This is a genomic window from Streptosporangium oxazolinicum (assembly GCF_039537505.1).
GTDB lineage: Bacteria > Actinomycetota > Actinomycetes > Streptosporangiales > Streptosporangiaceae > Streptosporangium > Streptosporangium oxazolinicum.
In genome coordinates this window covers 67,920-84,473 of the sequence record NZ_BAABAQ010000007.1, presented here as the reverse complement: position 1 = coordinate 84,473, position 16,554 = coordinate 67,920, and the positions used below count along the sequence as shown (strand labels likewise).

The following is a 16,554-nucleotide window of genomic DNA, read 5'->3' as shown; positions in this document are numbered from 1 at the left end:
TCGTATGCGTAAAGATCCCCGGCGCGGTGGGAGGCCACCGCGCCGGGGATCCGTCACTACTTGGTGATGGTGAGGGTGTCGACGTCCAGCAGGGCGCCGGAGCCGCCGGTGAAGGTCAGGAAGATCGACCCTGAGCCCGTCCCGGTGAGGTTGGTGGTGACGTTCTGGAAGGTGTCCCAGCTACCGGTGTTCGGTACGGCCACCGAGCCGAGCACCGTCCCGGTCTGCGAACCGGCGCGGATCTGGATGGTGCCGCCGGGACCGCCCGAGGAGACGCGGGCGCTGAAGGTCTTCGCCCCCTGCGCGGTCAGCGTGGAGTAGCCGGCCCAGTCGCCGTTGTCGATGTACCCCATGGTGGTGCCGCCGCTCGCCCCGGTGTGGCCGGCCGGCTGCACGCCGAAGTTGGAGGTGTAGGCCTCCCCCTCGACCGTCGTGCTGGTGCCGCCCCCGCCGGTGTTCAGGGTGAAGGCGTCGAGGTCGAAGAGGTTGCCCTGACCCGTCACTCCCTTGAAGACGAGGAACAGCGTGGTGGTGCCCGAGGGCGCGTTGCTCAGGTTGGCCGAGACCTCCCGGAAGACGTCCCAGCCGCCGGTGACCGGCACGGTGACCGTACCGAGCAGCGTGCCGGTGGCCGACCCGGCCCTCACCTCGAGCGTTCCGCCGACACCGCCGGAGGAGACGCGGGCGGTGATGGAGGTCGCGTTGCCGACCGCGTACGGCGTGAAGGAGATCCAGTCGCCGTTGTCGACGAACCCGGCGGTCTTGGCGCCCTCGGCGGTGCCGTGCTCGGCGACCTGGATGCCCGACTGGGCACCGAAGTGCTCGGCCTGGCGGTGGCGAGGCTGCAGGGTGCGCGTGCTCTGGCTGGTCAGGCCGCCCTTGTCGGTGTAGCTGGCGATGAAGACACCGTAGATGTTGGCGGCGGTGTCGTGCTCACCGTCGGTCGGGACCGCGATGCTTCCCGAACAGCCGTTCTTGCTGGTGATCTCGTGCGAGTGGCTGTCGTGGCCGAGGAGGTAGGTGACCTTGACCTTGGTGCAGTCGATGGTCCCGTCCTCGGGGTCGCTCACGGTGACCTGGAAGGGCACCGTGTCACCGAAGGAGAACAGCTGCCCGTTGACGGGCTGGGCGAGGTTCACCGTGGGCGCGGTGTTGCCGACCGTGATGGTCACGTTGGCCGTACCGGTCAGCCCGCCCGAGTCCCTCACGGTCAGCGTGACGGTGTAGGTGCCGTTGGCCGTGTAGGTGTAGGTGGGGTTGGCCGCGGTGGAGGTGGCTCCGTTGCCGAAGTTCCACGAGTAGGTCAGCGCGCTGCCCTCGGGGTCGGAGCTTCCGGCCGAGGAGAAGTTGACGGCCAGCGGAGCGGGACCGGAGGTCTTGTTCGCGGCGGCCTTGGCGATCGGGTTGCGGTTGCTGCCCCCGATGTACTCGACGCGGAACAGCGCCTGGTTGCCGGAGTTGGTGCCGTAGTCGAGCACGTACAGGGCACCGTCGGGGCCGAAGGTCAGGTCCATGACCTGGGTTCCGGTCCACGGGAAGGCGTCGATGGTGCCGGGCGCCCCGCTGCCGGTGACCTCGATGGCCTTGATCCAGCGGCGGCCGTACTCGGCGGCGAAGAAGCGGCCGTTGAGCGAGGCGGGGAACTTGATGGCCGAGTTCAGGGCCGCGTCGTAGCGGTAGACCGGGCCGCCCATCGGCGACTCGGAGCCGCCACCGAACTCCGGCGGGGAACCGGCCTCGCCGCCGTAGCGGATCCAGCTCGGCTTGGCCGCGGGCAGGGTGGGCAGGCCCGTGTTGCGGAACGAGTTGTTCGTCGGGCCGCCGGCGCAGTTGTACTTGGCCTGGGACGGTCCGGACGGGAAGGTGTACTCGTTGTAGGTCTCGGCCGTGGTGTTGGTGCCGGTGCAGTACGGCCAGCCGTAGTTGCCGGGGGCCGTGATGCGGTTGAACTCCACCTGGCCGCCGGGGCCTCGGCTGGCGTTGGCGCCGCCGGCGTCCGGGCCGTAGTCGCCCAGGTAGACGATGCCGGTGGCCTTGTCGACGCTCATGCGGAACGGGTTGCGGAAGCCCATCGCGTAGATCTCGGGACGGGTCCTGGCCGTGCCCGGGGCGAACATGTTGCCGGCCGGGATCGTGTAGGTCCCGTCGGCCTGGGGCTTGATGCGGAGCACCTTGCCGCGCAGGTCGTTGGTGTTGCCCGAGGAGCGCTGGGCGTCGAACTGCGGGTTGCGGTCGGTGCGCTCGTCGATGGGCGTGTACGAGTTCGACTCGAACGGGTTGGTGTCATCGCCCGTGGTCAGGTACAGGTTCCCGGCCGCGTCGAAGTCGATGTCACCACCCACGTGGCAGCACTGGCCACGGTCGTTCTGCACCTGAAGCACGACCTTCTCACTGGCCATGTCCAGGGTGTTGTCGGCCTTGAGGGTGAACCGGGACAGGTTCAGGTGTCCCTTCCACTGCTCGAAGGTCGCCGCGCTGCCGCTGGTGGGCGCGTCACCGCCGGGGGTGTTCAGCTTCGGCGAGTAGTACACGTACACGAAGCGGTTGGTGGCGAAGGCAGGGTCGATCGCGATGCCCTGCAGCCCCTCCTCGTCATGCGTGTAGACGTCGAGCTTTCCGGCGGTCGCGGTGGCTCCGGCGGCGGTCGTACGGCGGATTGTGCCGTCGCGCGCCGTGTGCAGGATCGACCTGTCGGGCAGCACCGTCAGCGACATTGCCTCGCCGAGCTCGCTCGGGCCGGAGGCGAGGGAGACCTGCTGGTAGTCGGAGGCCGGGATGTCGACCATCGCGCGGGCCACCGCGCCGGTGGCCGACCCGGTGGCCGCGGAGGCCGTCGGGCCGGTGGCCGCGGCGCCGGTGGTGATGAGCAGGGCTGCGGTCAGCAGCCTGGCCCACGGCCGAGGGCGTGGGGACATTGAGGGTCCTTTCCTGACTTGGGGGGGTCAGTCAGGCAAGGCGCGCGCCGCCGCGCTTATGCCGCCGGCAACGCTGTCACGCGCTGCCGGTGTATACGGGTTCGTTCGTGCGGTGGTGCGATGGTGCGGTGATGCGCGCGTCCCGGAGGGTGCCGTCTCCGGGAACAGAACTGTGAGAACCAGCAGTGCTGCGAGAACTAACAGTCTGGTTTTTTCGCGACTCGATGTGCGAGTTACAGATTTTTAACACGCAAGCAACTTCGTGTAAACCCCCTGTCAGAGCTTCCCAGGTCAGTCCCCTGATGCGGGAGCGCCGGGAGTGCCGCCCTCCCGCGTTCGGGGTCCGGGGGACGGGAGCGGAGCCCGGGAGCCGGATCGGTGATCGTCCTGCCCTCAGGGTGAAAACATGCAAAAATCGGGTAGATCGGGCATGGTGTTCGAAGACAACTGGTTTCTCGACCGCGAGGAGCGCGGCAACCCGGCGTCCCGGATCGACACCCGGCGCGACGGCGGGACCGCCTGGTCGCACGGCAACGCCGTGCGGCCCATACCGCACGGCGCGCCCTACTTCACCGAGCTGCTCGCCCGCGTCCGCGAGCTGCGCTCGGGGGACCTGCTGATGTTCACCGACTGGCGCGGCGACCCCGGGGAGCGGCTGGACGGCCCCGGCACGGAGGTCGCCGACGTGTTCGCCGAGGCCGCCCGGCGCGGCGTCGTGGTCAAGGGCCTCCTGTGGCGTTCGCACTGGGACAAGCTCTTCTTCAGCGCGGAGGAGAACCGCCACCTGGGGGATGTCATCGAGGCGGCGGGCGGCGAGTGCCTGCGCGACATGCGCGTCCCTCCCGGCGGCTCGCACCACCAGAAGCTCGTGGTGCTGCGCCACCGCGACGACCCCCGGCGCGACATCGCGTTCGTCGGCGGCATCGACCTGTGCTGGAGCCGCCGCGACGACTCCTCCCACGAGGGCGACGCGCAGGCCGCGCCCATGGCCAAGGTGTACGGCGACCGGCCGCCCTGGCACGACGTGCAGGCCGCCATCCAGGGACCGGCCGTCGGCGACGTCGAGACCGTCTTCAGGGAGCGCTGGGAGGACCCCCAGCCGCTGACCCGCAACCCCGTGCACCGCGTCGCCGACCTGGTCCGCCGCGAGGACACCCGGCCGGACCCACTGCCCCCGCAGCCGCCCGACCCGCCCGCCTGCGGCCCGCACGCCGTACAGCTCCTGCGGACCTACGCCCACCGCAGGACCCGCTACTCCTTCGCGCCGGACGGGGAGCGCAGCGTCGCCCGCGGCTACCTCAAGGCCCTGCGCCGCGCCCGCAGCCTGATCTACATCGAGGACCAGTACCTGTGGTCACCCCAGGTCGCCGAGTCCTTCGCCGAGGCGCTGAAGGCCAACCCGGAACTGAGGATGATCAGTGTCCTGCCGCTCCACCCCGACCAGGACGGCCTGATCAGCGGTGTCCCGCAGATCCTGGGCCGCAACCAGGCGCTGGACGTGCTGAAGCGCGCGGGCGGCGACCGGGTCGCGGTCTACGGGGTCGAGAACCGGGAGGGCACCCCGGTGTACGTCCACGCCAAGGTCTGCGTCATCGACGACGTGTGGTCGACCATCGGCTCCGACAACTTCAACCGGCGCTCCTGGACCTACGACTCCGAGCTGACCTGCGCGGTGCTCGACGAGACCCCCGACGGCCGCGAACCCCTCGACCCCGCGGGGCTCGGCGACGGCGCCCGCCGCCTGCCCAGGGACCTGCGGCTCACCCTCGCCCGCGAGCACCTCGACCGGCACGGGGGCTCCGACGCGGACCTGCTCGACCCCGCCTCCTTCTTCGACGCCTTCGCCTCCTCGGCGGCGGAGCTCGAACGCTGGTACGCCGGGGGCCGCCGGGGTCCCCGCCCGCCCGGACGGCTCCGCACGTACGAGGTGCCGCGGATGTCCCCGTGGACCGCCGCCTGGGCCACCCCGTTCTACCGGCTCCTCTGCGACCCCGACGGCCGCCCCCGCGCCATGCGCCGCGCCGGGAACTACTGACACGCGGCCCACGGGCCGCTCCCGGCCACTCGGCACGGCCGCCAGGCGCGCCCAACGCGTCCCCCGCCTCTCGGGGCGGGGTACGGGGCTAGGGCAGGCCGTTCCTGTCCTTGTAGTCGTTCCAGACCCGCACGCAGTAGGCGTGGCGCCAGTCTCCCGAGGAAAGGTGACGGCAGGCGTAGGCGGCGCTGATGCCGGAGCTCCCGCCTCCCCCGGTGGCCGGTGGCCTGCTCCGGGAGGCCGAGGGGGACGGCGACCTGGTGGCCGGTGCGCCCGTCCTGCCCGTCCGGGGCTGCGACCTGCCCTCCTGCGCCCCGGAGCGCGACCGTCCCGCCGTCCCGGCGCTCCCGGCGTCCCCGCTGTCTCCCGCCCCCCGCCGGGCGCCTCCGTTCCTCCGCCCGCTCTCCTGCCGGGCGCTCCCGCCTCCCCGCCCGCTCTCCTGTCCGGCGGCTGCGCTCCCCCGCCCGGTGCCGGTCTCCGGTGTGGCGGCTTCCGTCCCTCCCGGTCCGGCGGCCCGTGCGGAACCGTCGCCCTCGCGGTGCCGACCGGCCCGATCGACCGGCTTGACAGGTTTCTTGACAGGCTTGGCGCGTTCCACCCGCTCGACCCACTCGTCCCGGGTGTTTCCGGCGGCGGAGAGGGCGCGTTCCGCCGGAAGCACTCGCGCCGGGTGACGGCCCGGGATCCTCCCGGCCCCTCCGGCCCCCTCCGCTCCCGATCCCTTCCGGCCCTCGGGAGCCCTCCGCTTCTCCGCCGGAGCCTTCGCGTCCACCCCGGCCGCCACCGGGCCCCGCGAGGGGGTGATCACTGTGTCGCGCCCGGCGAGGAGGCGTTCCTCCGGAGGCGCGGGCGACGTGCCGGCGGTGGGCGTCCCGTCCCACGGGGACCAGCCGGACGACCAGACGCCGACTCCCGCGGCGGCGAGGAACCCGGCGATCAGCGCGGGCCTCAGGAGCTGGTCGCGCGAGAGCCGCGACCACGGCCGCCGCCACGGGCTGGGAGGCGGGGGCATGGAGAACGGCCTGCTGTCGAGGTATGTCCGAGAGCGGCGGAGCGATGAACACATGACGGCGTCGTCGGTCTCCTCGTCCTTCCGGTGCCGCGCGGGCCCGCGCGGCGCCCTCGCCCCCTCGCGCGGGCCCGGCCACTCCGCGGGGAGCGTCGGCCCGGCGGGCGTCCGGGACTCCGGAGGCCCTACGGGACGCGGGGCTTCGGCGAGCTCCGAACGTCCCGGAGGGCCCGGAAGTCCGGTGGCGTGCGGCGGCTCGGTGGGCGGTGGCTCGGCGGGCGGCTCGGTGGGCGACGGAGGCTGCCGGGGCGGCGGGTCGCTGTACGGCATGCGTCCCCGCGGTCTCGCCCTGAGGCCGTGGCCGTGAGTCCGATCGTGCTCACCGTGCATCTCGCCTCCCGCGTCGTGTCTGCCTCCCCACCATGGCAAAATCACACACTGTATGCGGCCGATGACAGTACGGTCTTACCGATCTGTTATCAGCACCAGTCCGCAAAGACAAAGAAATGCGGTGAAAGACGGCCCTTAGCGAGATCTTCGATCCCCGCCGGGCCGCGATGGCACTCCCCGCTCGCGACGATTTCCGGTGCGCGGCGACCTGCCGGTCACGACGCCGGGACAACCTTCCCGCCGGGCGGGCCTTCCCGTCCGGATGTCAGTGCTTGTAGGCGATCCCGCCGTACATGAGCTGCTGGCCCACGGTCAGCTTGCTCGGGACGGGTCCTTCGGGCCGCCACAGGGGCAGCGGGACGAGGCCCGGTTCGAGCAGCTCGAAGCCGTCGAAGAACGCGGTGATCTCCTCCGGCGTCCGGAACCGGCCGGTGCCGAGCAGCGCGAGGTACTTCTCCTCGGCGTCGCGCGACTCCTGGGTGGAGGCGCAGAAGTGGGTGATGAAGAGGTAGCTGCCCGAGGGGACCGCCGCCATGTAGGCCTCGACGATCCCCCGGGGGTCGTCGTCGTCGTGCAGGTGGTGCAGGACACCGACCAGCATCACGCCCACCGGCCGGTCGAGGTCGATGAGCCGCTTGACGGCCGGGTCGGCGAGGATCGCCGCCGGGTCGCGCAGGTCGGAGGGAACGACGGCCGTACGGTCGTTCGCGGCGAGCAGTGCCCGCCCGTGGGCCAGCACCATCGGGTCGTTGTCGACGTAGACGACCCGTGACTCCGGGTTCGCGCCCTGGGCGACCTGGTGGGTGTTCTCCACCGTCGGCAGTCCCGAGCCGAGGTCGATGAACTGGGTGACGCCCTGCTCCGCCAGGAACCGCACCCCCCGGCCGAGGATCTCCCGGTTGTAGGTCGCCACGTCGTAGATCTCGGGGACGACCTTCACGATCTCGGCGACGAAGGCGCGGTCGACCTCGAAGTTGTCCTTGCCGTTGAGGACGACGTCGTAGGCCCTGGCGATGCTTGGCCGTGTCGTGTCGATGCCGCTGTTCCGCTCATCCCGCTTGTCGGTCACAGGGGTCCTTCCTCGCGATCTCGGGGCGATCGGGATGATCATATGTCGTTAAAGGCCGATGTAGGCCACTTTTCGACTATGACTGAGGCCCGGCATCCGGACATCCCGAATCCGTCATCGGCGTCCTCTCCCGAACGTGACCCCACGGATCCTTGCCGGCGGCTCGATGGTCCTCATCTCCATGGAGCGTCGAGCCTGGAACCGACACCGTTGCCGACGCCGGGATCGGGAGAGGCCGCCTCCGACGATCGGAGGCGGCCTTCGGCCCGCGTGAGCGGTCCGGGTGGATCAGGGGGTGACCGGGATGTTGGTCAGCCCGGAACGGGCGTTGGTGACGGTGTTGGAGGAGTACACGACGTTGGCATTGCCGCCGCACTTGGAGGTGGAGGTGATCCTGATGGCGTAGGCGCCCACGCCGCCCAGGTCGGAGCGGTTCGCCCGCCACACGTTGCCGCAGCCGTTGGCGAACGACGGGGAGGTCGACGGGTTGTGGGTCTCATAGCCGTTGACGAAGGTGCCGGGCGAGGAGAAGGTGCCGGTGTTGCCCTCGATCAGATAGCCGATGCCCTTCGCGTCGATCCAGGAGTCGGCCGAGTTCTGCCCCGAGATCCCCCTGCCGTTGAAGGTGTTGCCCCGGATGACGCCGTCGAAGGTGCCCTCCTTGATGTCGATGTGCTCGGCGGCGACGTTGGGGCCGATGACGTTGTTGAGCACCCTCACCCGGTCGCTGCGGTCGACCCCGCCGGAGTTGCCGTGGCAGGACCAGTTGGAGTTCGCCGAGCCGATGTAGACGCCCTCACCGTATCCGGCCTGCACCAGGCCGGTGTTGTCGATGCGGGAGTTCTGGATGACGCCGTCGTAGGAGGACCTGCGGAAGTGCACGGCCTCGTCCTCGGTGTGGTGGACGTAGACCTGGTCGATGGTCACGTGGTGGGAGTTGTCCAGGACGATTCCCTTCTTGGAGTCCTTGACGGTGAAGCCGGTCAGCTTCCAGTAGGGCGCGCCGTACAGCCACAGGCCGTAGCCGGAGTCCCACCCGTTGCCGGGAGCGGGGCAGGAGGGGGCCGTTCCCGACGGGCCGTCGTTGACCAGGACTGCGCCGGCCGGCCCGGTCAGCGTGATCGGCGCGGATGCCGTACCGGCGCGCTGGGTGACGAAGGCGCCGCGATACTCGCCGGCCGCCAGGCGGATCGTCTGGCCCGGCTGGGCGCCGGCCAGCGCGGCGGCCAGCTGCGCGGAGGTGGCGACGTCCACCGTCGAGCCTCCGCCGCCGCTTCCGGTCTGGGCGGTGACGGCGGCACTCGCCGCCGAGCGGTTGCCCGCCGCGTCACGGGCACGGACGGTGTAGCTGTAGGAGGTGGACGCGGTCAGACCGGTGTCGGTGTGACTCGTGCCGGTCACCGTCGCCACCAGCGTGCCACCCCGGTAGACCTCGTACCCACTCACGCCGACATTGTCGGTGGAGGCGTTCCACGCCAGCGACACACTGCTCGACGTCGTCCCCGTCGAACGCAGACCACCGGGCACACTGGGGGCGACGGTGTCGCCTCCGCCCCCGGCCGGGGAGCCGTAGACCTCGAACTCGTGCAGTGAGTATCCCCAGACGGTGCCCCGCGCGGTGCCGTACAGGCGCACGTAACGGCCGGTTCCCGACACCGTCAGGTCGTCGATCGCGCCGTCCCCCGAACTCGTGGAGTAGACGCCGGTCCAGTCGGTGCCGTTGGGAGAGACCTCGATCCGGTACGCCGAGCCGTAGGCCGCCTCCCAGTCCAGCCGCACCCGGGAGATCGTATGCGAGCTCCCCAGGTCGATCCGGATCCACTGCGGGTCGACGCCCTCGGCCGACGCCCACCGGGTCGCGGTGTTGCCGTCCACCGCGAGGCCCGCCTCCAGGCCCGCGGCCTCGATGGAGGAGGCCGTCGCGGGCCTGCCCTGGGACACCAGCGCGTCGGCCGACGTCCGGGACGAGCTGGACGCGATCGCGGCCGTCGGCAGTGACGCCGCCAGCGCGATCATGAGTGCGAGGGTCCTCACACGTGCGCTTCGTTTCACGAATGCTCCGATTCCTCCGGCGCGCTGTGAGCGCGCGGGTCGTACCGCGTACCGCGGTCGGGATTTCCTGCTGATGTCCGGGTGGTTGGCGCGAGGGCGCGTCCGCCGGGGGGCGCGCCCTCGCGCGTTCCGTGGGACTTTCCGGATCAGAAGTCGTCGGCGGTGCGGATCCGGTCGCGGATCCAGACGCCGGCCTCCTTCAACCTGCTCGTCCCCGCGTACGGGCCGTTCGGGCAGGTGCCCGGGGTGAAGACCGCGCCGGTACGGGAGTCGTCGGAGTAGTTCCAGTTCGTCCAGCTGATCTTCTTCTGTGCCATCAGGTCGAGATACTGCTGGGACCTGCTGAAGTTGTTGCCGCCGTCGCCGGAGGCGGTCTGGGTGCCGAACTCGGTCACGAAGATCGGCAGGAGGTCGGCCGCCCGGGACAGCGCGTTCAGGTACGGGGTGCCGTGCGAGGCCGCGTAGAAGTGGAAGGTGTACATGATGTTCGTCCCGCTGACCGGGTTGGCGCGGATGGTGTCGGTCTGGTCGCCGGGACCGGAGACGCCGAGCGAGGACCAGTCGGGGGTGCCGACCAGGACCGGGGCGTCGGGGTCGTGCTGGCGGATCACCGGGACGAGCTGGTTGGCGTAGTTGCGGATGACCGACCAGGTGACGGACGAGCCGTTCGGCTCGTTCGCGATCTCGTAGAGCACGTTCTTCTTGCCGTTGTGGCGCTGGGCGATCTCGGTGAAGAACGTCCTGGCCCGGCTGAGGTTGTAGTTCGGGTCACCGGGGGTGAGCATGTGCCAGTCCACCAGGGCGTACATGCCGCGCGCGGTGGCCATCTCGATCAGCTGGTGCACCCGGTCGGTGAACGCCCGGGGGTTGGTCTCGTAGCCGCCCTCCTGGATGTACATGGAGATCCGGAGGATGTCGGCCTTCCAGTCGGTCGCCAGGGCGTCGAGCGAGGCGTTGTTGAGGCACTGGTCGTACCACTGGATGCCGTGGGTGCTCATGCCGCGCAGCTGGATCTGCTTGCCGGCCTCGTTGCACAGCCGGTTGCCGCACACCCGGAGCTGGCCGTTGGCCGCGGCCGGGGTGCCACCGCCGCCGCCGCTTCCGGTCTGGGCGGTGACGGCGGCGCTGGCCGCCGAGCGGTTGCCCGCCGCGTCACGGGCACGAACGGTGTAGCTGTAGGAGGTCGACGCGGTCAGACCGGTGTCGGTGTGACTCGTCCCGGGCACCGTCGCCACCAGCGTGCCACCCCGGTAGACCTCGTACCCACTCACGCCGACGTTGTCGGTGGAGGCGTTCCAGGCCAGCGACACACTGTTCGCGGTCGTTCCCGTCGAGCGCAGGTTACCCGGGACGGAGGGCGCCACGGTGTCGTCGCCGGGATTGCCGCCGTTGGGACGGCCGTAGACGTCGAACTCATGCAGCGAGTAGCCCCAGGCGGTGCCCCGCGCGGTGCCGTACAGGCGCACGTACCGGGCGCTCCCCGACACCGTCAGGTCGTCGATCGCGCCGTCCCCCGAACTCGTGGAGTAGACGCTCGTCCAGTCGGTGCCGTTGGGAGAGACCTCGATCCGGTACGCCGAGCCGTAGGCCGCCTCCCAGTCCAGCCGCACCCGGGAGATCGTGTACGAACCCCCCAGGTCGATCCGGATCCACTGCGGGTCACTGCCCTCGGCCGACGCCCACCGGGTCGCGGTGTTCCCGTCCACCGCCAGGCCCGCCTCGAACCCGGGTCCCTCGATGGAGGACGCCGTGGCGGGCTTGCCCCGGGAGATGAGCTGGTCCTCGTTGCCCCCGCCGCTTCCGGTCTGGGCGGTGACGGCGGCGCTGGCCGCCGAGCGGTTGCCCGCCGCGTCACGGGCACGAACGGTGTAGCTGTAGGAGGTGGACGCGGTCAGGCCGGTGTCGGTGTGGCTTGTGCCGGTCACCGTCGCCACCAGGGTCGCGCCCCGGTAGACCTCGTACCCACTCACGCCGACGTTGTCGGTGGAGGCGTTCCACGCCAGCGACACACTGTTCGCGGTTGTCCCCGTCGAGCGCAGACCACCGGGCACGCTGGGAGCGACGGTGTCGGCGGGGCCGCCGCTCGACCTGAGGAAGAGCGAGCCGGAGGCGTCCGTCATCGTGGCGTTCACCCCGGCGTTGGGAGGCGCGGTGTAGTTCGCCGTCTCCCGGCCCGCCCAGTCGGGGATGGTCGCGCCGTTGATCGCGAGGTGCTGGAATCTCGACGGGTCCGACGCGGAGCTGCCGAACTGGTAGACGCGCTGCCGGTCGGCGTAGTACGGCTGGTACGCCCCGCCCTGCGTGGTCTGCTTGGTCAGGTCGTTGTTGTAGAAGACGTTCTGCGGGCCGCTCGACCCCGACCACTTGGCCGCCTTCGGGCCGGCCGCCCACCAGATCGGCCACCAGGAGGAGTCGTCCGGCGTGCCGCCGCCCTCGTCGCCGCAGTTGGTGCGGCAGTTCTTCGAGGCGTGCTGGAACGGCACGGCCACCTTGTTGTTCTCGAACAGGTTGCGCCGCTCCCAGCCGCCGTGGACGTTGAGGTCGGAGTCGAAGTCGTTGCCGACGACGACGTTGTTCGAGGCCGACCACTGGAACGTGAAGTGGCGCAGGTTCCTGCTGGTGTTGTAGGCGTACAGCGAGTCCCAGACGCGTGAGCCTCGGAAGTAGCCGTTGCCGCCCTTGCCCTTGTTCCACGAGCCGTCGAAGGACGACTCCTGGACCTGGATGTTCTTCGCGCTCTCGGTGACCACGGCGTGCGAGCCGGTCATCTCCGTGCCGACCCGGCGAATCCAGGTGTTGGCCGCCCACTTGAGCACGATGCCGTGCATGGCGTACTCGGGGGCCATGTTCCCGTAGTCGTGCACGGCGTCGGCCCGGTTCAGGTTGTAGGTGCCGCCGCCGAGCTTGGGCATGTTGGTCATGTCCTGGGTGATGGTCAGGTCCTCGATGCCGACCCCCTGGACGACCTTGAGCGGGGTGACCCGGCTGGGGTAGACCGTCCCGTCGATGGCCGCGGAGCCGTCGGAGGTGGAGTCGAGGGGGAGGTCGTACTCCAGAGGTTTGTCGATCGTGACGTTCCCGCCGCCGCTGTCGACCGCGGTGATCTGGAAGATCTGCTGCCGCATGTGCAGGTTCGTGTACTGCGCGGTGTTGGTGACCGTCTGCTGCTGGTAGAACTTGACGCTGTTGGCGGCGCCCACCCACAGGTGGCCGCCGACCTTGAACCGGCTCATGTCGGCGCCGGTGGCCAGCCTGATCACGTTGGTTCCGATGGCCGAGGACTCCCGCAGCGGGACTCCGGAGGCCCAGTGCTGGTTGACGCTGCCCTCGAAGATGTCCTTGCGGTTGGCGGGCGCGGAGGCGTACTCGCTGGCGTACCTGCTCGCCACCTCCCGCGTCTGCACGCGGAGCAGGCCTCGGCCGGGCCAGGTCCAGCCGCCCTTGCCCGAGCCGTGTATCGCGCCGTCCTCGTCCCAGTCGCTCCCGTCGGGGGTGAGCGTGTCGTAGCGGGTGTTGGCGTCCGGGCGGAAGACGAGGACAGTCCTGCCCATGCCCGCGCCCTTCAGCACCAGGTAGTCGGCGTCCAGGCCGAGCTGCCTGGTGACGGTGATCCGGCCCTCGGGCAGGGTGATGGACGACAGCCGGGTGTAACTCGCCGCCGGGCTGCAGGCGGTCCGGATCTGGTCGATCGCGGCCTGGAGGCCGCCGGTGGCGTCGGAGCCGTCGGCCCGTACGCCGAACTGGGCGGCGAGTTCGGCGGCGGTGATGTGGCAGGCGGCGTCGGGGCTGGCCTGGGCGGTCCCCGGCAGGGCCGCGCCGCCGCGATAGCCCGCCTTGCTCCAGTCCGGCAGCCCCGGGACGGGCGCGCGGCGGTTGGCGGCGGTCAGGTCGGGAATCGCGGCGGCGCCCACGGGGGCGGTCGCGGTCGCGGGGGCTGCGGCGGTCGCGGCGGTCGCGGCCTGGGGGGCCGCGCCGACGATCGACGGTACGGCGATCGTGAGCACCGTCGCGGCGATCGCCACCAGCGAGCGGCGGCGTCTGGGGCGATCTTGAGTGGGGGGTAGCGGGTGCACCTTACGTAACATTGGCGCTCCTGGCGGAGGGGGGATGGGGGGTGCGGGCGAAGGCCCCGCGAAGGGCGGGGCGTTCCCCGGGCATCCAATCGTTAGGAAGGTTTCCTAACTATGGCGGAGCGTAAATGGCCGCTCGCCGTTACACAAGAGGCAATCTTTTCGTGGGTCCGTGTTCCGCGTGGCGTGCTTCGTCGGGCCGCCGGCGGACGGCGGGCGAGGGAATCGGATCGTCTCCGAGGGGTCGCGAGAGTTCCGGGCAGGCTCACGCCCACAGGGCACCCGACCCGCTCCGAGCTGCGGCGATGGCCGTACGGCGGGCGTGTCGAAGGCGCGCGTCACCCGCGAGGGTGCCACGCCCGTACGGCGGGCACGTCAGGGTGCGCGGGCCCGCGAAGGTGTCGAGTCCGCCCGGCGGGCGCGTCGGGGTGCGCGTCGCCCACGGGGGTGTCGAATCCGGCCGATGGCCGGACGGCCGGACCGTCTCCCGGCCGTTCGGCTACCGGCGCCTGTCATTCCGGTATCACATGGTCGGCTCCTCTCGTGTCGCCGTGGGCGTCGTTTCCGGCTCACCGTGTGTGACACGGTCCGTTCCGGAGGCCGTGGACGTCACGGCGCGCCGGTGTCCATGTCGTTCGCGATATTCGGACACGCGGCATGGCCGGTCCCGGATCCGAGGGAGCGCAGGGTGTCGGCGATCGTGGCCAGACGGGATCGGGAGGCCAGGCCCGCGTGGTAGACGTGGATCTCATCGGCCCCGGCCGCGCGGTAGGCGGCCAGGGCCTGTGGAGTCAGGGTGGCGGGTGGAAGGGCCAGGACGGACGCGCCCACCCGGGTGCCGGGGGCGGCCAGGGCGCGAAGCCGCCGGAGGCGGGCGGTTCCGGAGGCGGGGTCGTCCCAGCAGTTGGCGACGAGGACGTCGGCGCCCGGGGCCGCGGAGACCTGGCTGAAGGCACCGGCGGCCCAGGGGTGGGGGTTGGCGTGCAGGGTGACCGGCAGGCCGGCCGCCTCCCGCCGCAGCGTGTGCTGCAGTTCCCGGCTAAGGTCGGCGCGCAGTTCCCGGACGACGGGGGCCGGCTCGCCGAGGGCGGCCTCGACCGACGGGGCGGCCGTGTCGACCCCGGCCCGGACCCGCTCGCGGGTTCCCGCCGGGTAGCGCCGGACGCAGACCGCGCAGAAGCACAGGGACAGCAGGTCGAGCTGGGCCGGGGTCCAGTCGGCGCCGTCGGTCTTCTCGTGCGTACCGGCGTGGCGGACGCCGAGCGGGCCGCAGGCTTCGAGGACGAACCCGTCGGGGGCGCCGAGTTCGGCGATCTCCCGGACCAGGGTCCGGCAGTAGTCGACGACGTCGGGATGGGACGGGCACAGCGCGTAGGGATAGCGGTCGCCGAAGGCGTTCCGGACGGTCAGAGACGGATGGGCGGTCCCGAGGTGGGAGTTGTGGGTAAGGACGGTCCAGGCGTGGACGGCGAATCCCGCCGCGCGCAGCGCGTCCGCGGCCTGGACGAACGCGTCGGGGGCCGTCCAGGTGGGGGCCGCGGGGACGAGCCTGCCCCAGGAACCCGCCCGGACGGGGACGTAGAGGGCGGGCCGGGCCTCGACGAGCCGGTGGGCGGGGTGGAACGGGGTGGCCGCGCGCACCGAGTGGTACGAGGCGGCCAGCGCCACCGTGTCCGCGCCGAGCCGGGCGAGGCGTTCGGGGGCGGAGGGGTCCCCGACGACGTCCCAGGGGTAGGCGTAGATCACTTTCACGGTCACCAGCGGGGCCGTACCGGGGAGAAGTCCGGCTGGAACGTCCGCATGTAGGAGGTGTCGTCTCGTTCGGTGACCCCGCAGGCGAGGTACTGCTCATGCATCGCCTCCAGGGCGTCGCGGTCGAGTTCCACCCCCAGTCCCGGCCCGGACGGCACCGGGACCGCGCCGTCGGCGAACCGCAGCGCGCCCGGCTTGACGACGTCCTGCCGGGCCTGCCAGGGCGTGTGGGTGTCGCAGGCGTGGGCGAGGTTCGGCACGGCCGCGGCGAGGTGGGTCATCGCGGCGAGGCTGATCCCGAGGTGGGAGTTGGAGTGCATGGACAGCCGCAGGCCGAAGGTGGCGCAGAGCCGGGCCAGCTGGGTGCTGCGGACGAGCCCGCCCCAGTAGTGGTGGTCGGACAGCAGCACGCCGACGGCCCCGTCCCGGATCGCGGCCGGAAGATGCTCGAAGGTGACGACGCACATGTTCGTGGCGAGCGGCATCGGGACCCGCGCCGCCACCTCGGCCATCGCGGCGAGCCCGAGGGTCGGGTCCTCCAGGTAGTCGATCGTCCCGGCCAGCTTGCGGCCGACGTCGATCGAGGTGGGCACCGACCACGCCCCGTTCGGGTCGATCCTCAGCGCGGCGTCCGGGAACGCCTCCCTCAGCGCGAGGACGGCGTCCACCTCCACGTCGGGCGGGAAGACACCGCCCTTGAGCTTGATCGACCGGAAGCCGTACTCCTCGACGAACATCCGCGCCTGCGCGATCAGGCCGTCGGCGTCGAGCGCCGCCCCGAACTCGTCGGCGGGCTCGCCGGGGTGCGCGGCCCACTTGTAGAACAGGTAGGCGCTGTAGGGCACCCTGTCGCGGACGGGTCCGCCGAGCAGGTCGCAGACGGGACGGCCGAGGGCCTTGCCCCGGATGTCCAGGCAGGCGACCTCGAACGGGGAGAACACCCGGTCAAGGGTCTTCTCCCTGGTCGCGACCCCGGTCAGGCCGTGCCTGTCGGTCACGACGTCGCCGCCGATGGTCTGGGCGACCGCGGCGTAGAGGGCGTGGTGGTGGTGGACGTCGATCCCGGCGAGCCGCCGGGCGGCGGCGCGGACCTTCGTGAGGTGGGCGAGGTCACCGTAGGTCTCGCCGAGCCCGCTGAGGCCGTCGTCGGTGCGCACCTCGACGATCGTGCGCAGCGCCCAGGGCTGGTGCACCCCCGCGGCGTTCAGCAGCGGCGGGTCCCGGAACGCGACGGGCGTGACGCGGATGTCGCTGATCAGCAT

General features: G+C 71.3%; 8 protein-coding genes and 1 pseudogene. 1 reads left to right on the top strand and 8 read right to left on the bottom strand.

The features are described 5' to 3' along the window. Positions 1-56 precede the first annotated feature (56 nt). Positions 57-2,915 (bottom strand): carbohydrate-binding protein, encoded by a 2,859-nt coding sequence (locus tag ABD817_RS19985; protein WP_344919531.1) that lies wholly within the window; start codon positions 2,913-2,915, stop codon positions 57-59. Between the two features lie 430 nt (positions 2,916-3,345). Between ABD817_RS19985 and ABD817_RS19980 the strand changes: the two genes are divergently transcribed. Continuing rightward, positions 3,346-4,950, top strand: a complete 1,605-nt coding sequence (locus tag ABD817_RS19980) for a phospholipase D family protein (protein WP_344919530.1) — start codon at positions 3,346-3,348, stop codon at positions 4,948-4,950. An 88-nt stretch (positions 4,951-5,038) separates the two neighbouring features. Here ABD817_RS19980 and ABD817_RS19975 read toward each other — a convergent pair whose 3' ends face one another. The 7 genes and pseudogenes from ABD817_RS19975 to ABD817_RS19950 all read right to left on the bottom strand — a co-directional run bounded on the left by ABD817_RS19975 (position 5,039) and on the right by ABD817_RS19950 (position 16,554). Further along, complete coding sequence (locus ABD817_RS19975; protein WP_344919529.1) at positions 5,039-5,962, bottom strand: hypothetical protein; 924 nt, start codon at positions 5,960-5,962, stop codon at positions 5,039-5,041. A 652-nt stretch (positions 5,963-6,614) separates the two neighbouring features. Further along, positions 6,615-7,418, bottom strand: a complete 804-nt coding sequence (locus ABD817_RS19970; RefSeq protein ID WP_344919528.1) for an SAM-dependent methyltransferase — start codon at positions 7,416-7,418, stop codon at positions 6,615-6,617. Between the two features lie 288 nt (positions 7,419-7,706). Beyond that, entirely contained in the window at positions 7,707-9,452 is a 1,746-nt protein-coding gene (locus ABD817_RS19965; protein WP_425583391.1) for a discoidin domain-containing protein, read from the bottom strand. Between the two features lie 164 nt (positions 9,453-9,616). Continuing rightward, positions 9,617-10,834 carry a cellulase family glycosylhydrolase gene (locus ABD817_RS39625; protein WP_425583394.1) on the bottom strand — a complete coding sequence of 406 codons (1,218 nt, stop codon included), beginning with the start codon at positions 10,832-10,834 and terminating at the stop codon, positions 9,617-9,619. Between the two features lie 63 nt (positions 10,835-10,897). After that, a pseudogene (locus ABD817_RS39620) lies at positions 10,898-11,590 on the bottom strand (discoidin domain-containing protein); the annotation flags it as partial. A gap of 2,559 nt (positions 11,591-14,149) precedes the next feature. Beyond that, complete coding sequence (locus ABD817_RS19955; RefSeq protein ID WP_344919526.1) at positions 14,150-15,298, bottom strand: alpha-amylase family protein; 1,149 nt, start codon at positions 15,296-15,298, stop codon at positions 14,150-14,152. Next, positions 15,295-16,554, bottom strand: a complete 1,260-nt coding sequence (locus ABD817_RS19950) for a glucarate dehydratase family protein (RefSeq protein ID WP_344919820.1) — start codon at positions 16,552-16,554, stop codon at positions 15,295-15,297. Before ABD817_RS19950 ends, ABD817_RS19955 begins: the two co-directional genes overlap by 4 nt.